This window comes from Gordonia metallireducens (assembly GCF_021245825.1).
In the GTDB taxonomy this organism is placed as follows: Bacteria; Actinomycetota; Actinomycetes; order Mycobacteriales; family Mycobacteriaceae; genus Gordonia; species Gordonia namibiensis.
In genome coordinates this window covers 37,663-58,457 of the sequence record NZ_JAJQJP010000014.1, presented here as the reverse complement: position 1 = coordinate 58,457, position 20,795 = coordinate 37,663, and the positions used below count along the sequence as shown (strand labels likewise).

Below are 20,795 nucleotides of genomic sequence, written 5' to 3'. Positions count from 1 at the left end.
CAAGTGTCGCCGGCCATCATTACTGTGGACGGCATGACTCGTGCGCAGGAGGAATCCACCCAGAGCGACTCCACCGGGACGACCGGCTCCGGGGAGCAGGGCAGCTATGTGATGTCCGGCCAGGAGTTCGTGCGGGACACCAAGTACATCGAGACCCGCATCACCGCCGACGGGCGGGACGGCTATCCCGTCGAGGCCGGGCGCTATCGTCTCGTCGCCGCGCGCGCCTGCCCGTGGGCCAACCGGACGCTCATCGTCCGCCGGCTCCTCGGACTCGAGGACGCCATCTCACTCGGATTGTGCGGACCCACCCACGACAAGAACTCGTGGACCTTCGACCTCGACCCCGGAGGCCTCGACCCCGTCCTGCAGATCCCGCGCCTCAAGGACGCCTACGAGAAGCGGATCCCGGGTTACCCCAAGGGGATCACCGTGCCGGCGATCGTCGACGTCCCCACCGGCGAGGTCGTGACCAACGACTTCCCCCAGATCACCATCGACTTCTCGTTGGAGTGGACCGCGTTCCACCGCGACGGCGCGCCCGAGCTCTACCCCGAACGCCTGCGCGACGAGATCGACGAGGTGAGCCACGGGATCTACACCGAGGTGAACAACGGCGTCTACCGGTGCGGGTTCGCCGGCAGCCAGGAGGCCTACGAGGCCGCCTACGACCGCCTGTTCACCAAGCTCGACGAGCTGTCCGAGCGGCTGTCGACACAGCGATACCTGGTGGGCGACACCATCACCGAGGCCGACGTCCGGCTGTTCACGACCCTCGCCCGTTTCGACCCCGTCTACCACGGCCATTTCAAGTGCAATCGCAGCAAACTGAGCGAGATGCCGGTGCTGTGGGCCTACGCCCGCGACCTGTTCCAGACCCCCGGCTTCGGCGACACCACCGATTTCACCCAGATCAAGCAGCACTACTACATCGTGCACACCGATGTGAACCCCACGCAGATCGTGCCCAAGGGTCCCGACCTGCGGGGATGGCTGACCCCGCATCACCGCGAGGAACTCGGCGGGCGTCCCTTCGGCGACGGCACGCCGCCCGGTCCCCCACGACCCGACGAGGTCGTCCCCGAGGAGAATTGGGTACCCAAATCATGACCGACACCACTCGAAAGCCCCCCGGCAAGGCCGTCGAGGTCACCGGCGGCATCCTCGACCGTGCACAGCGCCTGCAGGGCCCCGCGGTCAAGAAGTACGTCGACTCGCTGCGCCGCAAGTACCCCGACGACTCCCCCGCCCAGATCATCGAGCGACTCGAGAAGCGCTACCTGAACGCGGTCACGGGTTCGGGGAGCGCTGTCGGCGCGGCAGCGGCCGTGCCCGGGGTCGGGACGATGACGGCCTTCGGCGCGATGACCGGTGACACCGCCTTCTTCCTCGAGGCCTCGGCGCTGCTCGCCCTGTCGATCGCCGAGGTCCACGGCATCGGCGTCCACGAGACCGACCGACGCAAGTCGCTCGTCCTGGCTGTCGCGCTCGGTGAAGAGGGAGTGCTCGCCCTCGGCCGGGTCGTCGGCACGCGTGGCGGTCCCCTGCGTCGCCTCGGCGGTGCCGCTCTGCCGTCGGGCGCGATCACCAAATTGAACAAGACCCTGATCAACAAGCTCGTGCGCAAGTACGCGATCCGGCGCGCGCCGTTGATCTTCGGCAAGTTGATGCCGGCCGGCATCGGTGCGGTCATCGGTGGCGCGGGTAGCCGCGCGCTCGGCCGCAAGGTGGTGCACAACGCGCGTGAGGCGTTCGGGCCCGCTCCCGCCTTCTGGGTTCTCGACGCCGAGGTGGTGAACGAGACGAGCCCGCTGCCGCCCGGTTCCCGGTGATCCCGGAGTCCACCGCGCCTCCCGCCACCGGGAGCACCCCCACCACGTCACCGGGCTGGATCCGGAAGCTGCTCGACGAGGCGTGGCGTTACCGTCGCATCGTCATCGTGACCCTGACCGTCACGATGATCGCGGTGGGCGTCGACGTCGTGATGCCCCTGCTGGCCAAGGCCGCGATCGACCGGGCCACCGGCGTCATCGACGACGACCTCGCCCTGTCCACCATCATCACCGGCCTTATCGCCCTCGCGTTCGTGCGCTACGCCTGCCACTTCGGACGGCGCGTGTACGCCGGCCGTCTCGCGATCAACGTGCAGAACAACCTGCGCCGGCGCCTGCTCGACACCCTGCTGCATCTCGACGGCCGCAGTCAGCACCAGATCCGGACGGGGCAGATCGTCTCCCGCTCCATCTCCGACATCCAGGTGGTCCAGGGATTGCTGGCCATGGCGCCGCTTTCGATGGGCGCGGCGGTGCAGATGGTCGTCGCGCTCGGTGTCATGGCCTATCTGTCCCCGTTGCTCACCGCGGTTGCGCTCGTGATCGCGCCGCTGATCGCCCTGGAGGTGTTCCGGACCCGCCGGAAGCTCTTCGCGGCGACGTGGTCCGCGCAGCAGTCCGCGGCCGACGTGGCCCAGCACGTCGAGGAGACCGTCACCGGCGTCCGTGTCGTCAAGGGCTTCGGCCAGGAGGACCGCGCCGTCGACGGACTGGTGACGCGCTGCCGCACCCTGTTCGCCCGGCGTCTGCGCGCGGCACGCATCAACGCCCGGTTCGGGCCCACCCTGAGCGCCATCCCCCAACTCGGCATGGTCGGCGTGATCGTCGTCGGCGGCTATCTGACGATGACGGACGCGATCACCGCCGGCACGTTCCTCGCGTTCACCACCTACGTCACCGCGATGACCGGCATCGCCCGCCTGCTCACCAATCTCATCGTCAACGCCCAGCTCGCCCGCGCCGCGGTGGAACGCGTCTACGACGTCATCGATCACCCGCGCGATCCCGGCGAGACCGCCACCGGCACGCTTCCCGACGGCCCACTCGGGGTCGAACTGGAGAACGTCTCCTTCGCCCACCACACCCATGAGGCCGACGATCCGCCCGCCGTGCTAACCGGGATCGACCTGCGTATCGAACCCGGCGAGTGCGTGGCGATCGTCGGGCCACCCGGCTCCGGGAAATCGACCATCGCCGACCTGGTCAGCCGCTTCGAGCGACCCGATGCCGGCACGATCTCCCTGGTCGGCGCCGACGGCCCGCACCCGGTGGACTCGCTGACGCCGACCGCGCTGCACGAAGCCCTCGCCACCGTCTTCGACGAGCCGTTCCTCTTCTCCGACACCATCACCGCGAACATCGCCATGGGCCCGGGCGCCACCGCCGACCCCGCTTCCCTCGCCGACCGGGTACGAGCCGCAGCAGCCGCAGCCGAGGCCACCGAGTTCATCGAGGCACTCCCCGACGGCTACGACACCGTCGTCGGCGAACGCGGCCTGACCCTCTCGGGCGGACAGCGCCAGCGGATCGCACTGGCCCGCGCCCTCTTCGCCGACCCGCGCGTCCTGGTGCTCGACGACGCGACGTCGGCGGTCGACGCCACCACCGAGGCCCGCATCCTCGGCCGCCTGCGCGACCAGAAACGGACCATGCTGGTCCTCGCCCACCGGCGGTCGACGCTCGTGCTCGCCGATCGGGTGGCCGTGCTCGACGAGGGCCGGATCACCGCGATCGGCACGCCCGCCGACCTCGAGGCCTCCTCGGCGCGGTTCCGCGAGCTGATGTCGAACGCCTCCGTGGAGCCGCACAACGACGGAGCCGCACCCAACCCGTCGAGCGTCTCCGACGACCTCATCGAGAGCCTCTGGCCCACAACGCATCTCCCGGAGGAGCAGGCCTACGCCCGGACCGGTGCGCCGGTCGGCGCCGGACCGCGGGCCGGGCAACGGGGTGGAGGCGTCGCGAGCGCACTGGGTTCGATGCCGGCGACCCCCGAACTCCAGGCACGGGTCGACGCCCTGCCACCGGCCGTCGAGGACCCCGCCGTGGATGTCACCGACGCCCGCCGCGAGAACCCGCGCTTCACCCTCCGCGGACTGCTCAGACCGGTCCGCTGGCTGCTCGCCTTCGCACTCGTGGCCATCGCCGTCGACACCCTCGTCGGCCTGGCCTTCCCCAGCATCGCCCGCGCGGTCATCGACGCGGCCGGCGATCACGACCAGCACACCCTGTGGTGGGCGGCGATCGGCGGCGTGGCACTCGTCGGCGTCGGGTGGGTCGCCGCGTCCCTGCTGACGATGACCTCCACCCGAGCCGGTGAACGCGTCCTGTTCGGACTGCGCATCCGCAGCTACGCCCACATCCAGCGCCTCGGCCTGGACTACTACGAGCGCGAGCTGTCGGGCCGGATCATGACGCGCATGACCACCGACATCGACGCGCTGTCGACGTTTCTGCAGACAGGTCTGACGTCGGCGATCGTCGCGCTCCTGACCCTGGTGGGTGTCACGGTCGCATTGCTGGTCACCGGGCCGTTGCTCGCGCTGCTGGTGCTCCCGGTCTTCCCGCTGCTCATCGTCGCCACGGTGGTCTTCCGGCGCGTCGCGAGCGCCGCCTACACGCGGTCCCGCGAGCTGATCAGCACGGTGAACGCCGACTTCCAGGAGAACATCGCCGGGATCAAGACCACCCAGACCTACCTCCGCACCGACGACGCGCAGAAGCGTTTCGGCCTGCGTTCGGCGGCGTGGGTTGCGGCCCGGATGGTGTCGCAGCGGGCGATCGCCTCGTACTTCCCGTTGATCATGTTGATGTCGGACATCGCCACCGCGATCGCACTCGGCGTCGGCGCCGGCCAGGTGGCCGACGGCTCGCTCACCGCGGGCACCCTGGTGGCCTTCGTCCTCTATCTCACGATGCTGTTCGGTCCCGTCCAGCAGCTCTCCCAGGTCTTCGACGGCTACCAGCAGGCGGCGGTCGGACTCCGGCGTATCGGCGATCTGCTGCGGACCCCGAGTTCGCTGCGGGTCAACCCGGACGCCACGACGCCGCCGGCCACCGGCTTCGACGGCGAGGTCGAGTTCGACGGGGTCGGCTTCCGGTATCAGGGCGCGGAGTCCGACGCCCTGCACGACGTCGACCTGAACATCCCCGCCGGGTCCTCGCTCGCCCTCGTCGGCCGGACCGGCGCGGGCAAGTCGACGATCGTGAAATTGCTGGCCCGCTTCTACGACCCGACCACCGGACGTGTCCTCGTGGACGGCACCGACATCGGCGACCTCGTCCTCTCCGGATACCGCAGCCGCCTGGGACTCGTCCCGCAGGAGCCACACCTCTTCACCGGGACCGTCGCGGACAACATCGCCTACGGCCGGCCGGATGCCGACCGCGCCGCGATCGTCGAGGCCGCGGCCGCGGTGGGCGCCCTACCGATGATCGCCGGCCTACCGGGGCGCATGAACCATCCCATCGGCGAACGCGGCCAAGGCCTCAGCTCCGGTCAGCGCCAGCTGATCGCCCTGGCCCGCGCCGAACTCGTCGACCCCGACCTCCTCCTGCTCGACGAGGCGACCGCCACGCTCGACCAGGCCACCGAGGCGCAGGTCCTGGCCGCCGGACGGGCGATGACGCGGCGCCGGACCTCCGTCATCGTCGCGCACCGGCTGGCCACCGCGGCCCGCGCCGATATGATCGCCGTGGTCGACGGCGGCCGAATAGTCGAACTCGGAACACACGACGAACTCCTGGCGTTGCACAGTTTGTATCGCGGCTTCTGGGAGGCCGGTGTGGATCCCGACGAGGCCGCGGTGACGGAGCCCGGTGGAATGGTGCCCGCTGCGCGTACAGACGCAGTGGATGCCGACTCCCGAGCGGGCTCGAAACAGGACGCTCGACGTGGCGCGTCCGCAACCGACAACCAGACCATCCGCGCCGGATCACCCGAGATGACGATCTGACTTCGTAGTAGCAGGTCGGTGGGTGTGACGCACCAGACGACGCGTAGCATCGGCAGATGGTTCACCGATAGTCTCCACAAGGGACGTCAGCGTGGCAGAGAACCCGGCACCTTAAGGGAATTGAGGCGAGATACCGCTGTGAGCAGCAGTTCGATTTCTGACTTCGGACAGAACACCTGGCTGGTCGAGGAAATGTACCAGCAATTCAAAGAGGACCCGAGCTCGGTGGACCCGAGTTGGCATGAACTCTTGAAGAGTTACAAGCCCGGAGACAACGGTGGTTCCGCGTCCGCCGCACCGGCCTCCTCCACCCCCTCCTCCAACGGCAGCGCACCGGCGAAGCCCGCGGCCGAGTCGGCACCGCGCAAGCAGGTGACACTCGACCAGGAGCCGACGCGGACCACCTCTGCCCGCAAGCCCTCCCCTGCCAAGGAGTCGACCGCGACCAAGGCCGCCTCCGGCCACAGCGTCGCGAGCCGTGACGGTTCCGCCCGTTCCCAGCCGAAGCCTTCTGCCGCTGCCAAGCCCGCTGCCGCCAAGCCTGCAGCCGCCGAGTCCAAGAAGGATTCCGCAGACGGCAACAAGGTGCTCCGCGGCCCCGCCGCGGCCATCGCCAAGAACATGGCGCTGTCGCTGCAGATCCCGACGGCCACCAGTGTCCGCGCGGTTCCCGCGAAGGCGATGATCGACAACCGCATCGTCGTCAACAACCACCTCGCCCGTACCCGCGGCGGCAAGATCAGCTTCACCCACATCCTGGGTTACGCGATCGTCCAGGCCATCAAGGCCTTCCCGAACATGAATCGGCACTACGCCGAGATCGACGGCAAGCCCAACGTCGTCACCCCTGCGCACACCAACCTCGGTCTGGCCATCGATCTGGTCGGCAAGGACGGCAACCGCACGCTCGTCGTCGCGGCCATCAAAGAGTGCGAGACGATGGGCTTCGCCGAGTTCTACAACGCGTACCAGGACATCGTCCGTCGTGCGCGTGACGGCAAGCTCGGCGCCGACGACTTCTCCGGCGTCACCATCTCGCTGACCAACCCCGGCACCATCGGCACCGTGCACTCCGTGCCGCGCCTGATGAAGGGTCAGGGCGCGATCATCGGCGCAGGTGCGATGGAGTACCCGGCCGAGTTCCAGGGCGCCAGCGACGAGCAGATCGCCGAGCTCGGCGTCGGCAAGCTGATGACGCTGACCTCGACCTACGATCACCGCATCATCCAGGGTGCGGAGTCGGGCGACTTCCTGCGCACCATCCACGAGCTGCTGATCGACGACGCGTTCTACGACGAGATCTTCACCGCGTTCCACGTGCCCTACGAGCCGGTCCGCTGGCGTCGTGACATTCCGGCCGGCCTCGTCGACAAGAGCACCCGCGTCCTCGAGCTGATCGCGGCCTACCGCAGTCGCGGCCACCTGATGGCCGACATCGATCCGCTGATGATGAACAGCGATGCGCGCAGCAGCCATCCTGATCTCGACATCGCGACCTACGGCCTGACCCTCTGGGATCTCGACCGCACCTTCAAGGTCGGCGGTTTCCACGGCCAGGAGAAGATGAAGCTCCGCGACGTGCTGTCGATCCTGCGCGACGCCTACTGCCGCCACGTCGGTGTGGAGTACACCCACATCCTCGAGCCGGAGCAGCAGAAGTGGCTGCAGGAACGTGTCGAGGTCAAGCACGTGAAGCCGCCGGTCGGCGAGCAGAAGTACATCCTGAGCAAGCTGAACGCGGCGGAGGCCTTCGAGACCTTCCTGCAGACCAAGTACGTCGGTCAGAAGCGCTTCTCGCTCGAGGGTGCCGAGTCGGTCATCCCGATGATGGACGCGGTCATCGACCAGAGTGCCGAGCACAACCTCACCGAGGTCGTGATCGGTATGCCGCACCGCGGCCGCCTCAACGTGCTCGCCAACATCGTCGGCAAGCCGTACTCGAAGATCTTCTCCGAGTTCGAGGGCAACCTGAACCCGTCGCAGGCGCACGGTTCGGGTGACGTGAAGTACCACCTCGGAGCCGAGGGCAAGTACTACCAGATGTTCGGCGACAACGAGATCAACGTCTCGCTGACCGCCAACCCGAGCCACCTCGAGGCGGTCGACCCGGTCCTCGAGGGCCTGGTCCGCGCCAAGCAGGATCTCATCGCCGACGCCGACGACGAGAGCTTCCCGATCCTGCCGCTCATGTTGCACGGCGACGCCGCATTCGCCGGTCAGGGTGTGGTCGCCGAGACGCTCAACATGGCGATGCTTCCCGGTTATCGCACCGGCGGCACCGTGCACATCGTCGTGAACAACCAGGTCGGCTTCACCACCGCCCCGGAGCACTCGCGTTCCACCGAGTACTGCACCGACGTCGCGAAGATGATCGGCGCGCCGATCTTCCACGTGAACAGCGACGATCCCGAGGCCTGTGTCTGGGTCGCGAAGCTCGCCGTCGACTACCGCCAGACGTACCACAAGGACGTCGTCATCGACCTCGTCTGCTTCCGTCGCCGCGGCCACAACGAGGGTGACGACCCGTCGATGACGCAGCCGGCGATGTACGAGGTCATCGACACCAAGCGCGGCGTCCGCAAGAGCTACACCGAGGCCCTGATCGGTCGTGGTGACATCTCGACCAAGGAGGCCGAGGACGCCCTGCGTGACTACCAGGGACAGCTCGAACGGGTCTTCAACGAGGTCAAGGAACTCGAGAAGTACCACGCCGAGCCGTCGCCGTCGGTGGAGTCCGACCAGACCCTGCCGACCAAGCTGGTGACCGCGGTCGACAAGGAAGTGCTACAGACCATCGGCGACGCCTTCGTCAACGTCCCGGAGGGCTTCAACCCGCATGCGCGCGTGAAGCCGGTCCTCGAGCGTCGCGCCGAGGCCGCCCGCAACGGCGGCATCGACTGGGCCTTTGCCGAGCTCCTCGCATTCGGTTCGCTGGTCATGGAAGGACGCACCGTCCGCCTGTCCGGTCAGGACTCGCGTCGCGGTACGTTCACCCAGCGTCACTCGGTGCTCATCGACCGGGAGAACGGTTCGGAGTACACCCCGCTGAACCACCTGCTGCCCGCCGACGCCGAGGACAACGGCGGCCGCTTCATGGTCTACGACTCGCCGCTCTCCGAGTTCGGGGTCGTCGGCTTCGAATACGGCTACTCCGTGGGCAACCCGGACGCACTCGTCCTGTGGGAGGCGCAGTTCGGCGACTTCGTCAACGGCGCACAGTCGATCATCGACGAGTTCATCTCGTCCGGTGAGGCCAAGTGGGGCCAGCTCTCCGACGTCGTGTTGCTGCTGCCGCACGGTCATGAGGGCCAGGGTCCCGACCACACCTCGGGCCGCATCGAGCGCTTCCTGCAGCTGTGTGCCGAGGGCTCGATGACGGTGGCACTGCCGTCGACCCCGGCGAGCTACTTCCACCTGCTGCGTCGTCACGTGCTCGACGGCATCAGCCGCCCGCTCATCGTCTTCACCCCGAAGTCGATGCTGCGCAACAAGGCTGCCGTCAGCCCGCTGTCGGACTTCACCGACGACAAGTTCCGTTCGGTCATCGACGATCCGAAGTTCGCCAAGGGCGACGCCGACCGCAGCAAGGTCAAGCGCGTTCTGCTGGTGAGCGGCAAGCTCTACTACGAGCTCGCGGCGCGTCGTGACAAGGAGGATCGCGACGACATCGCGATCGTCCGCATCGAGCAGCTCTACCCGGTGCCGCACCGTCGCCTGCGCAAGACGCTGGAGCAGTACGGCAACGCCAGCGAGTTCCGCTGGGTCCAGGAGGAGCCGGCCAACCAGGGTCCGTGGCCGTTCCTCGGCCTGTGGCTGCCCGAGGTGCTACCCGATCTCCTCGGTGGCCTGCGCCGCGTCTCGCGTCGCCCGATGTCGGCCCCGTCCTCGGGTTCGAGCAAGGTCCATGCGGTCGAGCAGCAGGAGATCCTCGACGAGGCGTTCGGCGAGTAGCGAACCCTCACAGACGCTCAAGGAGGCCCCTGCCGGAATCATCCGGCAGGGGCCTCCTGCTGTTCAGGGGTTCACCGGCCGTAGTGCGTGAGATCAGCTTTCGATGCAGATGGATGTGCGGGGGGCGCGGCGTCCTTCGGCCATCCGCACGATCGCGGCCGACCGGCCGCCCGGATTGCCGCGTCCCGTGCTTCCCACGCACGAGATCCTCTCCTTCTAGACGATCGGCGCACCCCGGGTTTCATCCGCAGCACGGTGGTTATTCCTCCGGTACAGAGTTCGCCGTGGCCGAGCCCGTGCCGCGGCGCCGTCCGCCGACAACCGGAGGTCGATCCCTCATGTCAGCCGCGAACGTACGGGCCACCCGTTCACCCATCCGGACCGCAGCGCTCGTCGTGGGCGCGGTCTTTCTCCTGGTCGGAATCCTGGGCTTCATTCCGGGGATCACCACCGACTACGACACGTTGACCTTCGCCGGCCACCATTCGGAGGCCGCACTTCTCGGCACCTTCCAGGTGTCGATTCTCCACAACATCGTCCACCTGCTGTTCGGCATCGCGGGCATCCTGATGGCACGCGCGGCGTCGGCTGCGTTTCTGTATCTCGTCGTCGGCGGTGCCGTCTATCTCGTGCTGTGGGTCTACGGCCTGGTCATCGACCACGACAGCGGCGCCAACTTCGTGCCGGTGAACACCGCCGACAACTGGCTGCACTTCGTGCTCGGAGCCGGCATGGTCGCGCTCGGTCTCCTACTGCGTGGCCGCCGGGACCGACCCACGACGGCAGACGTCAATCCCGCGGGCGGTCCGGCGGTCTGAGGTCCGTCGCTACCCGGCTGCCTGCCCGGCGGCACCGGCCAGCGCCGGAAGGGCGGCGGTGATCAGGCCGAGGAGTTCGTCACGCGTGACCGTCGGCGAGGTCAGCCAGCCGATCGTCGTCTCCTCGACGAAGGCAACCCAGCCGTGGACGCTCAGCACGACGGTCGGGGTGACCTCGACGCCGAATGCCGGTGCGTGATCGAGAACCCGGCCGACCATCACCTCACGGGTGCGGTCGAAGACGTCGCGCATCGCGGGGTCCGAACTCGACGCCCCGCGGATGAGCGCGGTGTAGGCGGAGCGGTTCTCGCTGACGAAGTCGACGAACGCCGCCATCGAGGCGGTGAGGATGGCGATCGGATCACCCAGGGACTCGTCGGGCTCGGTGCACGCGAGCATCCGGTCGGCCTGGGCCTGCGCGATCGCTACGTGATAGTCCTGCTTGGAGGCGAAATAGTGGAACAGCAGCGCTCGCGACACCCCGGCCGCGTCGGCGATGGCGTCGATGGTGATCTCTTCCAGGGGGCGGTCCCGCACCATCTCCAGACCGAACTCCAGCAGCTGGTCACGACGCGCCTCCGGACTCATCCGGGTGCGCTTGGATGCGGTTCGCTTGTCCTCGATCACCGGCCCGGCAGCCGTTCCTCTACTGGTCACTCGGCCAGACTACTCCTATTGAGTGTTGTTCAATAACTATTGACACGTGTTCAGTATCACCCCTATGGTGGCATCATGACAACGAACGATGTAGAGATCGCCATCATCGGGGCCGGCTTCTCGGGGCTGGGTGCCGCCATCCGGATGAGGCAACACGGATTCGACGACTTCGTCCTGCTCGATCGCGGTAGCGACTTCGGCGGGACCTGGCGCGACAACACCTACCCCGGCGCCGCCTGCGACGTGCCGTCGCAGCTGTACTCCTACTCGTTCGCGAAGAACCCGACCTGGTCGCGGTCGTACTCGCACCAGCCGGAGATCCACGCGTACATCAACGACGTCGCGGCCCGCCACGACATCGCCGCCCGGTCCCGATTCAACACCGAGGTCACCAACGCAGCCTGGGACGAGGACGAGGGCCGCTGGATCATCAACACCGCACGCGACGGCAAGACCGAGCAGATCCGCGCCCGCGTGATGATCGGCGGCGTCGGACCGCTCTGCGAGCCGAACCTCCCCGACATCGAGGGCATCGAGTCCTTCGAGGGCAAAATCGTCCACTCGGCCCGCTGGGACAACGACCACGACTTCACCGGGCAGCGCGTCGCGGTCATCGGCACCGGCGCATCGGCCATCCAGTTGGTCCCGGAGCTCGCCAAGGTGACCTCACGCCTCGACGTCTACCAGCGCACCGCACCGTGGATCGTCCCCCGCACCGAGCGCGCCTACACCAAGCTCGAGCACTGGGCCTACAAGAACGTCCCGGGTTACCAGTCGGCCGTACGCGGCGGGATCTACGCCGCCAACGAGGTCGTCGCGTTCGGCCTGACCTACTCGCCGACCGCGCTCAAGCCCGTCGAGCTGCTGTGCCGGGCGAACATCCTGCGCGGCATCGGTCGTGACGCCGAGCTCCGCCGCAAGGCCACCCCCACCTTCCAGGTCGGCTGCAAGCGCATCCTGCGGTCCAACGACTGGTACCCCGCCCTCGCCCGACCCAACGTCGACCTCGTCACCGACGGGATCGACCGCATCACCGCGAACGGTGTGGTCGCCAAGGACGGCACGAAGCGTGAGGTCGACGTCATCGTCGTCGCCACCGGCTTCCACGTCACCGACTCCCCCGTGTTCGAGAAGATCGTGGGCAAGGACCAGCGCAGCCTCGCCGACGTCTGGTCCGAGATCGGCATGCAAGGCTACAAGGGCTCGTTCGTCCACGGCTTCCCGAACATGATGCTGATGGTCGGACCGTCGACCGGCCTCGGCCACACCTCGATGGTGTACATGATCGAGTCGCAGCTCAACTACCTCGTGGACTACCTGAAAACCGCTCGGGCACAGGGAATCACCCGGACCGAGGTGCGACTGTCGGCCCAGCAGGAGTACAACGCGGGCATCCAGCACAAGCTGCGCAACAGCGTGTGGGTCAACGGCGGCTGCGCCTCCTGGTACAAGGACGCCAACGGCAACATCACCACGCTGTGGCCGGGATTCACCTTCGCCTTCCGCAACACCACCCGCCGCTTCGACATCGCCGCATACGATGTCACCCGCGGTGCGCGTCGTCCACTGACCTCCGCCCCGGGCCGGGGCGACGAGTCGACGTCGGATCAGCCGGCGGCCGTGAACGCCTGAGCGTTTCCACGCCCACAGATTTCGACACCATCTCGAGGAGAGACAACTCATGAAGGACTTTCGCGACAAGGTCGTGGTGATCACCGGTGCCGGTTCGGGCATGGGCCGCGACATCGCCGTCAAACTGGCCGCACAGGGCGCCCGCCTCGCCATCTCCGACGTCACACCCGACGGGCTGGCGGAGACCGAGCGTCTGGTGAAAGCGGCCGGCGCAGAGGTGCATTCGCAGCTTCTCAACGTCGCCGAGCGCGAGGCCGTGCTGACCTACGCCGACACCGTCAAGGACCATTTCGGCGTGGTCAACGTGGTCTTCAACAACGCGGGCATCGCGCATCACGGTGAAGTCGAACGCACCGAGTTCAAGGACATCGAGCGCGTCATGGACGTCGACTACTGGGGAGTCGTCAACGGCACCAAGGCGTTCCTGCCGCACCTGATCGCCTCCGGCGACGGCCACATCGTCAACACGTCGTCGCTGTTCGGTCTGCTCGCCGAACCCGGTCAGGCCGCGTACAACTCGGCGAAGTTCGCCGTCCGCGGCTTCACCGAGGCGCTGCGCCAGGAGATGATCATCGCCAAGCACCCGGTGAAGGTGTCCTGCGTACACCCGGGCGGTATCAAGACCGCGATCGCCCGCAACGCGACCGTGTCCGGCGACCACGATCAGAAGGCCACCGCCGCCTTCTTCGACCGTTACCTCGCGCGGATGTCGTCCGAGGACGCCGCCGACGTCATCATCGCGGGCGTGCGGAAGGACAAGGCGCGCATCCTCGTCGGCGCCGACGCCAAGATCCTCGACATCGCGGTGCGCATCGTCGCGTCGAAGTACCAGTGGGTTTCGGCGAAGGCCACCAGCTGGGCGCTGTCGAAGGCCCAGTAACGCCTACAGGCCGTGCTCGGCCAGCCACTCGAGCGCGACCTCCCGCGGATCGCTGCCCGTCTCGACCTCGCCCGCCATCGTGGCGAGGTCGGCGGTGGTGATCTCGCCGGCGACCTTGTTCATGGTCTTGACCTGATCACGGTTGAGCGCGGCCGACCGGAAGACGGGCACGAGCACCTCGGCGCGCGGCCCGGACTGTTCGTCCGGAGCTGCCTCGGTGCTCGGCTCGTCGGCGGGCGGGTTGTCGGCGGTGTCACCGCCACCGGCCGAACCGCGTAGCGCCTGAACATCCGACGACGCGTTCTCGGCGTCCTCTCCCGCGATGTCGAGCGGGGTGAGGAGGCCGACCGCATTGCCCTCCGATGCTCGCCGGAGCACCTCGTCGGTGGTTCCGGCCGTCTGCACCGGCCCCAGACGGCAACCCGCGGAGGCGAACGCATCGAGCGTCGCCGGGTCGGGGTCGGAGGTGGCGACCACCGGCAGTCCCGGCGGGAGGAGTGCGCAGTCGTCGAGTCCACTAGCGCCGACGCTGCCCGCGAGGGTCGTCGACACGAAGATCTGCGGTGCACCGGACACCGGTGTCTCGTCGCCCACCGAGACCCCCTGCGGCAGCGAGCGGTTCAGTTCGACGTAGACGTCCTCGGCACCGACTGCGGTCGACGACGGGGCGAGCATCGTCAGGAGGTCCCCGGTGAAGGCCGGGAAGAGGTCGAGGTCGGCGCGGTCCATCTCGTCGAGCAGCTCCGCGTCGTCTCCGCGCAGTTGATCGGCGGACACGACCGAACCCGCGTTCCGCAGGGCGCCCGCGTACACCTCGGCCATCACCCGCATGGCGGGCTCTTCCGACGAGCCGATCACGATGCCCCGCGGCGGCGAGCCGGCTTCGTCCCCGCATCCGGCGAGGACGACGGCGAGGGCTGCGATCAGCCCGGTGACCACCACGAGACGCTTGCGGACGAGACGTTTACGCACGTTGTCACCGTATCTGTTGTGGGCCGCCATCTGTTCTGCCCCACCGGCTTCAGACGCCCTCGGCGATGAAGCCCATGATCGAGCTCGCGATGAGCTGGACGGCGATCGCGGCGAGCAGGAGGCCGGCGATCTTGGCCAGCAGGGTGATACCGCCGACGCCGAGTACGCGGATCAGGACCGTCGAATACCGGAGTACCAGCATCACCACGATGTGCACGCTGATGATCGCGGCCGCGATGGCGAGATAACCGGCGGTCTGACCGTCGACGCTGCTGACCTGGACGATGACCGCGGCGATGGCGCCCGGTCCGGCGAGCAGCGGGGTGCCGAGCGGCACGAGCGCCACGTTGACGTCGTCGGACGCCTTCGGGTTGCCCGCGTTGCCCAGTCCGGTGAGCAGCTGGAGTGCCACCAGGAGCAGTAGCAGGCCACCCGCACCCTGGAGTGCGGGGATGCCGATGTGCAGATAGTTCAGGATCGCCTTGCCGCCGATCGCGAAGACGCTGATCACCAGGAGGCTCACCAGGGGCGCCTGCCAGGCCGCGCGTCGCCGGTATTCGGGCGACCGCTGGCCGACGAGGCTGAGGAACAACGGAATCTGTCCGGGCGGGTCCATGATGACGATCAGCGTGATCAACGTGGTCGTGTACACGGTGACGTCGAAGGGCACGGCCGAATCTTACTGGGGAGGCGTGCCCGGGCCCCGCGGGTACCATCGGCAGGCGTGGCGACGATCCCCCGTTCCGGTCCGCGCGGCCTCCCGCCGCGCGGAGAACACCACCCGGCGCCCGCCTCCGAGAAGCCGGCGCGGGTGTCGCGCGCCGTCGTCGACTGCGCGGTCTACATCAACGGCCACCGTCAGCCGGGTGACATCTCCTATCGCGACGCGCTGTCGCAGGTCCGCGAATCCGGCGAGGGTTTCGTGTGGGTGGGCCTGCACTCCCCCGACGACTCCCAGATGACCGATGTGGGCACGACCTTCGGCCTGCACGAACTCGTCGTCGAGGATGCCGTGCACGCGCACCAGCGGCCGAAGCTCGAGGTGTACGACGACACGCAGTTCCTTGTGCTGAGGACCGTGCAGTACGTCGAACACGAGTCGATGGCGATGGCCAGCGAGGTCGTGGAGACCGGCGAGATCATGGTGTTCGCCGGGCCCGACTTCGTGATCACGGTGCGCCACGGTGAACACACCGAGTTGTCGGGCATGCGACGGCATCTCGAGGGCCGCCCCGAACGACTCGCCCTCGGACCGACCGCCGTCCTGCACGCCGTTGCCGACAAGGTCGTCGACAGCTATCTCGCGGTGACCGACCGTATGGACGTCGATGTCGCCGCCATCGAGGAGTCGGTCTTCAGCCGGCAGAACCGCTGGCTCGACATCGACCCGGTCTATCTGCTGCGACGCGAGGTGCTCGAACTCCGGCGCGCGGTCACCCCGCTCTCGACGCCGCTCCAGACCCTCACCGCGAGCGGTAACCCGTTGGTGCCCAAGGAGGTTCGACGACACCTGCGCGACGTCGCCGATCACCTCACGACCGTCATCGAACGGGTCCTGGAGTACGACGAGCTGTTGAACTCCATGCTGCAGGCCGGCGCCGCGAAGGTGGGTATCCAGCAGACCACCGACATGCGCAAGATCTCGGCGTGGGTCGCGATCGCCGCGGTGCCGACGATGGTCGCCGGCATCTACGGGATGAACTTCGACCACATGCCCGAACTGCACCAACCGTGGGGTTATCCGCTCGTCCTCGGTGTGCTGGTCGCGACGTGCGTCGCCCTGTTCGTCGTGTTCCGTCGCAGCCACTGGCTCTGACGGGCGTCCCCGGACACCGATGGCCGGTGAGTGCCGTGACCTAGTCGGTGGTCGACGGCCACCGGGAGGCCAACGTGTCGCACACGGAACGCTGCTCGCTCTCGTCCCGTGCGTGCATCAACAATCCCTCGACGGTGAACACGGCGATCATCACCTCGGCGTCGACGGTCTCCGGCGAGACCCCCGCCGTCTCCAGCTCGGCACGGAACAGGCTGCCCGTGAGCAGGTGGAAGTTGTTGTGCCACTCTGCCACCGCAGGTGAGTGCGGTACGCGGGCATGCACCGTCGTCACCAGACCGCGCATCTCGGTCAATCGCTGCACGATCCACAGCACCCGCGCGGCGATCGGCTCACCCGACACCGCCTGATACATGGGCCATACATCGGCCATCACGGCCGACAGAACCGCGACGAGCACGTCGTCCTTGTCGTCGAAGTACCAATAGATGGTGTTGGCCGCGACACCGGCTTCCTTGGCCAACCTGTTCATCGACGTCGCCTCGTATCCGCCTTCGATGAACAGCCTCCGCGCGGCGGCGACTATCTCCTCACGCTTCTCGTCGGCGGCTTGCGGCCTCTTGTTCCGCGCCACTGAAGAAGTCACCTCCACAGATTCTCTTGAATGCCGTTCAAGACGCTGCTACCTTGTTGAACACCATTCAAGATACCCGGCGAAGGTTTTACCCATGTCACCTCAGTTCAGTTACGTCCGCTCCGATGTCACGTTCCGGTCGGGCGACGCCCGGTGCGCCGCCTGGCTCTACCGACCGGATGGCGTCGAGAACCCTCCGATCGTCGTCCTCGCCCACGGCTTCGCGGCATTCCGGGAACTGCGCCTCGACGCCTACGCGGCACGGTTCGCCCAGGCCGGTTATGCCGCACTCGTCTTCGACTACCGCCACTGGGGCGCCAGCGAGGGCTCGCCGCGTCGCGTCCTCGACATCGCCAAGCAGCACGCCGACTGGGATGCCGCGATCGCCTACGTCCGCGGTCTCGACGGCGTCGACACGAGTCGAGTGGTGGCGTGGGGGACGTCCTTCGCCGGCGGCCACGTCCTGCGACTGGCCGCCCACGACCGCGACCTGGCCGCCGCGATCGTCCAGGTGCCGCACGTGAGCGGGCCCGCGTCTGCGTTCTCCCAGTCCCCGGCACTGGTGAGCCGCCTGATCCTCGCCGGAATACGTGACCAGGTGCGGGCATGGACGGGGCGGCCGCCCTACCGCATGGCCGCCGTCGGGCGACCCGGCGAGATCGCCATGATGACCTCGCCCGGCGCCTACGAGCAGGTCGAACACATGGGAGACATGCGCGAGGAGCTCCTCGCCGAGAACGATGTGGCCGCACGAATCGCGTTGCGGGTGCCCTTCTACTCGCCCGGACGCCACGCAGCCGACATCGATGTCCCGGTGCTGGTCCAACTCGCCACGAGGGACGACGTCACACCCATCGACAAAGCCCAGGCCATCGCGCGTCGTATACCGAAGGGTGAAGTCCACACCTACGACTGCGCCCACTTCGAGCCGTATCTCGATCCGTACTTCGACACCATCATCGAGCACCAGATCGACTTTCTCGACCGCCACGTGGGTGACCGTCGATGACCGCGACCGATCGTCGACGCACCGCGCTCGTCACCGGCGCCTCCGCGGGGATCGGAACCGCCTTCGCCCGACATCTCGCCGCCGCGGATCACGATCTGATCCTCGTGGCGCGACGCGCGGACCGGCTCGCGGAGCTGGCAGGCGACCTCCATCGGCAACACGGGATACGCGCCGAGATCATCGCGGCCGACCTCGGCGACCCGGCGGCTCCCGCCGCGATCGTCGATCGCGCTGCCGAGCTGGGCATGCCGATCGACGTCCTCGTCAACAACGCCGGCTTGTCCTCCGCCACGAAGTTCTCCGACACCCCCTGGGACTCGGTGGCCGCCGAACTGCAGTTGATGGTGACCGCGGTGACCGAGCTCATCCATCGGGTCGTACCCGCCATGAAGGCGCAGCGCTGGGGACGCATCGTGAATCTGTCGTCCCTCGCGGCGGTGTCGCCTCCGGGAGAAGGCCTGCTCTACACCGGGATCAAGAGCTACGTGCTGAACATGTCACAATCGCTCGACATGGAGCTCAAACCGTTCGGAATCCACGTGACAGCACTGTGCCCGGGCTTCACACGTAGCGAATTCCATGACGTCATGGGCACCCGTGACGCCGCGGACCGGCTGCCCGGAATCCTCTGGCAGCAGCCCGAGGACGTCGTCCGCGAAGGTTGGGCCGCGGTCACCGCAGGGAAACCCGTCTGCATTCCCGGAGTCGTCAACAAGGTGTCCGCGGCAGCCATGCGTCCCATCCCCGGACGCATCGGCTATTTCCTGGGTCGCACACTCAACCCCTTCAAGTGATGGCCGTCGTCATGGTCGACGACCGGGCGCGAACGGACCCGCCGCGAACGCGATTGTCCGGTGACCGCACCGGGTAGACGACACGGCATGAGCACCACCGACACCGATGCCACTGTCGAGGCCCTGATGGAGCGCGCCGGACGGACCTACGCCGACGACGCGGGGATTCCGCTGAAGGACACCCCGTCGCCGCTGTTCGAACTCCTGGTCCTGTCACTCCTGCTGAGCACTCGGATCTCCGCCGACATCGCAGTCGCCGCAGCTCGCGAGGTGTTCGTCGCCGGTTACCGCACGCCGGAGAAGATGGCCCGGGCGTCGTGGCAGAGCCTCGTCGACGCACTGGGTCGCGGACATTACAAGCGCTACGACGAGAGCACCGCCACCCGCCTGCAAGAGGCCGGCCACAAGGTCGTCGACGACTACCACGGGGATCTCCGTGAACTCGCCGCGAAGGCCGACTCCGACCCGGATTCCGCCGCGACGTTGTTGCAGGAGTTCACCGGAATCGGCCCGGTGGGCGCTGACATCTTCCTGCGCGAGGTGCAGTCGGTGTGGGATTGGGTCGCACCGCACTTCGACAAGCGAGCCCTCGCCGCCGCGAAGGAGCTCGGCCTGCCCGACGATCCCGACCGTCTCGCGGATCTCGCCGGCGGCAGGCCCGAGGTGCTCGCCGCCGCCCTGGTGCGGGCGTCGCTGGACAAAGACATGATCGACGACCTCAGGGCCGGCTGACGCGGGCATATCCTGGGAGGGCGGCCGCGGACATCCAGGTTTGAGTGCTGCGCTCTTCGGGCATTCGAGGACCCATTCGCGTCCACTGCGGACAACGAACGTGAGGAGTGCTGGTGTCAGCTGAGGCGATTGCAACCGATCCGACGACGGATGGGGTCTTTCGTGTCCCGACGCTGCCCCGCGCCCGCGGTCCGCTGTCCCGAGCGGTGATCGATCTGCTGCGCAGCAAGCCCGACGCGACCCCGGCGGTCGAGATGCCGGGCGCGCTACACGATGCCGACCCGTACGGCGACGACCTGCAGCTGGCGCTGTACCTCTGCTACGAGATGCACTACGTCGGTTTCGCCGATGCCGATGTCGACTGGGAGTGGCAGCCGGCGCTCCTGTCGCTACGCGCCGGTCTCGAGCGGCGGTTCCTGGACGCCCTCCACCGCGACGTACCCGCCGCTGCCGAGGACGAGTCGGTGCAGGCCGAGATGGACGACCTGTGCATCGAGAACCTCGACGGCGACGGCGCGTCGTACTTCCTCCGCGACAACGGAACCTGGGAGCAGTACCGGCAGATGTTCGCACTGCGGTCGCTGTATCACCTCAAGGAGGCCGATCCGCACGCCTGGGCGATCCCGCGACTCCGCGGGCAGGCCAAGGCGTCTTTCGTAGCAGTCGAATTCGATGAGTTCGGCGGCGGTCGCGGACGTGCCGTCCACCAGGAACTCTTCGCCGACCTGCTCCGCGCGTCGGACCTGTCCGCCGACTATCTCGGCTACCTCGACACCGTCCCCGCCGCCGCTCTCACGCCGGTGAACCTGATGTCGCTGTTCGGGCTGCACCGACGCTTCCGCGGCGCGGCCGTCGGTGATCTCGCCGCCACCGAGATCACCTCGTCGCCGGGGTCGCAGCGGCTGCTCGCCGGACTCGAACGTCTCGACGCACCCGAGGCGTGCCGGCATTTCTACCGTGAACACGTCGAGGCCGACGCGGTCCATGAGCAGATTCTGCGCACCGACGTGGTCGGCGACCTCGTCCGAACGGATCCGGGTGCCGAGGCCGACGTCATCTTCGGAATCCGCACGTTCCTGTTCGTGGAGGACGCACTCGAAGCGCACGTGATGGGTGCGTGGGAACGCGGCGAGAGCGCCTTCCCCGGGATTTAG

The 20,795-nt window shown here is 67.7% G+C and carries 16 protein-coding genes; 12 read left to right on the top strand and 4 right to left on the bottom strand.

Annotated features, from left to right (window positions below):
- The first annotated feature begins 33 nt into the window (after window positions 1–33).
- The 5 genes from LQD00_RS03805 to LQD00_RS03785 all read left to right on the top strand — a co-directional run bounded on the left by LQD00_RS03805 (window position 34) and on the right by LQD00_RS03785 (window position 10,557).
- On the top strand, window positions 34–1,110 hold the full coding sequence (locus tag LQD00_RS03805) for a glutathione S-transferase family protein (RefSeq protein WP_232715737.1): 1,077 nt from the start codon (window positions 34–36) through the stop codon (window positions 1,108–1,110).
- Window positions 1,107–1,832: a hypothetical protein gene (locus tag LQD00_RS03800; RefSeq protein WP_232715736.1), complete on the top strand. Its 726-nt coding sequence runs from the start codon at window positions 1,107–1,109 to the stop codon at window positions 1,830–1,832. The genes LQD00_RS03805 and LQD00_RS03800 overlap by 4 nt, the downstream gene beginning before the upstream one ends.
- The gene (locus LQD00_RS03795) at window positions 1,829–5,788 is read left to right on the top strand and encodes an ABC transporter ATP-binding protein (protein ID WP_232715735.1); all 3,960 of its coding nucleotides are present in this window, start codon (window positions 1,829–1,831) and stop codon (window positions 5,786–5,788) included. The genes LQD00_RS03800 and LQD00_RS03795 overlap by 4 nt, the downstream gene beginning before the upstream one ends.
- Window positions 5,789–5,926: 138 nt before the next feature.
- Window positions 5,927–9,739 (top strand): multifunctional oxoglutarate decarboxylase/oxoglutarate dehydrogenase thiamine pyrophosphate-binding subunit/dihydrolipoyllysine-residue succinyltransferase subunit, encoded by a 3,813-nt coding sequence (locus LQD00_RS03790; RefSeq protein WP_308195918.1) that lies wholly within the window; start codon window positions 5,927–5,929, stop codon window positions 9,737–9,739.
- 338 nt (window positions 9,740–10,077) lie between these two features.
- On the top strand, window positions 10,078–10,557 hold the full coding sequence (locus LQD00_RS03785; protein WP_232715734.1) for a DUF4383 domain-containing protein: 480 nt from the start codon (window positions 10,078–10,080) through the stop codon (window positions 10,555–10,557).
- Between the two features lie 9 nt (window positions 10,558–10,566).
- Here LQD00_RS03785 and LQD00_RS03780 read toward each other — a convergent pair whose 3' ends face one another.
- On the bottom strand, window positions 10,567–11,214 hold the full coding sequence (locus tag LQD00_RS03780; RefSeq protein WP_232715733.1) for a TetR/AcrR family transcriptional regulator: 648 nt from the start codon (window positions 11,212–11,214) through the stop codon (window positions 10,567–10,569).
- A 75-nt stretch (window positions 11,215–11,289) separates the two neighbouring features.
- Here LQD00_RS03780 and LQD00_RS03775 point away from each other — a divergent pair, with 75 nt between their 5' ends.
- Both LQD00_RS03775 and LQD00_RS03770 read left to right on the top strand, forming a co-directional pair.
- The gene (locus LQD00_RS03775) at window positions 11,290–12,846 is read left to right on the top strand and encodes a flavin-containing monooxygenase (RefSeq protein WP_232715732.1); all 1,557 of its coding nucleotides are present in this window, start codon (window positions 11,290–11,292) and stop codon (window positions 12,844–12,846) included.
- A gap of 49 nt (window positions 12,847–12,895) precedes the next feature.
- Window positions 12,896–13,726 carry an SDR family NAD(P)-dependent oxidoreductase gene (locus tag LQD00_RS03770; RefSeq protein WP_006865835.1) on the top strand — a complete coding sequence of 277 codons (831 nt, stop codon included), beginning with the start codon at window positions 12,896–12,898 and terminating at the stop codon, window positions 13,724–13,726.
- Between the two features lie 3 nt (window positions 13,727–13,729).
- On the opposite strand, the gene LQD00_RS03765 is transcribed toward LQD00_RS03770, so the two are convergent.
- Window positions 13,730–14,698 carry a glycine betaine ABC transporter substrate-binding protein gene (locus tag LQD00_RS03765; RefSeq protein ID WP_232715731.1) on the bottom strand — a complete coding sequence of 323 codons (969 nt, stop codon included), beginning with the start codon at window positions 14,696–14,698 and terminating at the stop codon, window positions 13,730–13,732.
- Window positions 14,699–14,747: 49 nt separating this feature from the next.
- Complete coding sequence (locus tag LQD00_RS03760; protein WP_006865837.1) at window positions 14,748–15,368, bottom strand: MarC family protein; 621 nt, start codon at window positions 15,366–15,368, stop codon at window positions 14,748–14,750.
- Between the two features lie 54 nt (window positions 15,369–15,422).
- Between LQD00_RS03760 and LQD00_RS03755 the strand changes: the two genes are divergently transcribed.
- Window positions 15,423–16,514 (top strand): magnesium and cobalt transport protein CorA, encoded by a 1,092-nt coding sequence (locus tag LQD00_RS03755; RefSeq protein ID WP_232715730.1) that lies wholly within the window; start codon window positions 15,423–15,425, stop codon window positions 16,512–16,514.
- Between the two features lie 40 nt (window positions 16,515–16,554).
- Here LQD00_RS03755 and LQD00_RS03750 read toward each other — a convergent pair whose 3' ends face one another.
- A complete protein-coding gene (locus LQD00_RS03750) occupies window positions 16,555–17,106 on the bottom strand; it encodes a TetR/AcrR family transcriptional regulator (RefSeq protein WP_232715756.1) in 552 nt (183 codons plus the stop codon).
- Between the two features lie 94 nt (window positions 17,107–17,200).
- Here LQD00_RS03750 and LQD00_RS03745 point away from each other — a divergent pair, with 94 nt between their 5' ends.
- The 4 genes from LQD00_RS03745 (at window position 17,201) to LQD00_RS03730 (ending at window position 20,795) form a co-directional block, all read left to right on the top strand.
- Window positions 17,201–18,115 (top strand): alpha/beta hydrolase, encoded by a 915-nt coding sequence (locus tag LQD00_RS03745; protein WP_232715729.1) that lies wholly within the window; start codon window positions 17,201–17,203, stop codon window positions 18,113–18,115.
- Window positions 18,112–18,909: an SDR family NAD(P)-dependent oxidoreductase gene (locus tag LQD00_RS03740; protein ID WP_232715728.1), complete on the top strand. Its 798-nt coding sequence runs from the start codon at window positions 18,112–18,114 to the stop codon at window positions 18,907–18,909. Before LQD00_RS03745 ends, LQD00_RS03740 begins: the two co-directional genes overlap by 4 nt.
- 87 nt (window positions 18,910–18,996) lie before the next feature.
- Complete coding sequence (locus tag LQD00_RS03735; protein WP_232715727.1) at window positions 18,997–19,641, top strand: HhH-GDP family DNA glycosylase; 645 nt, start codon at window positions 18,997–18,999, stop codon at window positions 19,639–19,641.
- 107 nt (window positions 19,642–19,748) lie between these two features.
- A complete protein-coding gene (locus LQD00_RS03730) occupies window positions 19,749–20,795 on the top strand; it encodes an iron-containing redox enzyme family protein (protein WP_232715726.1) in 1,047 nt (348 codons plus the stop codon).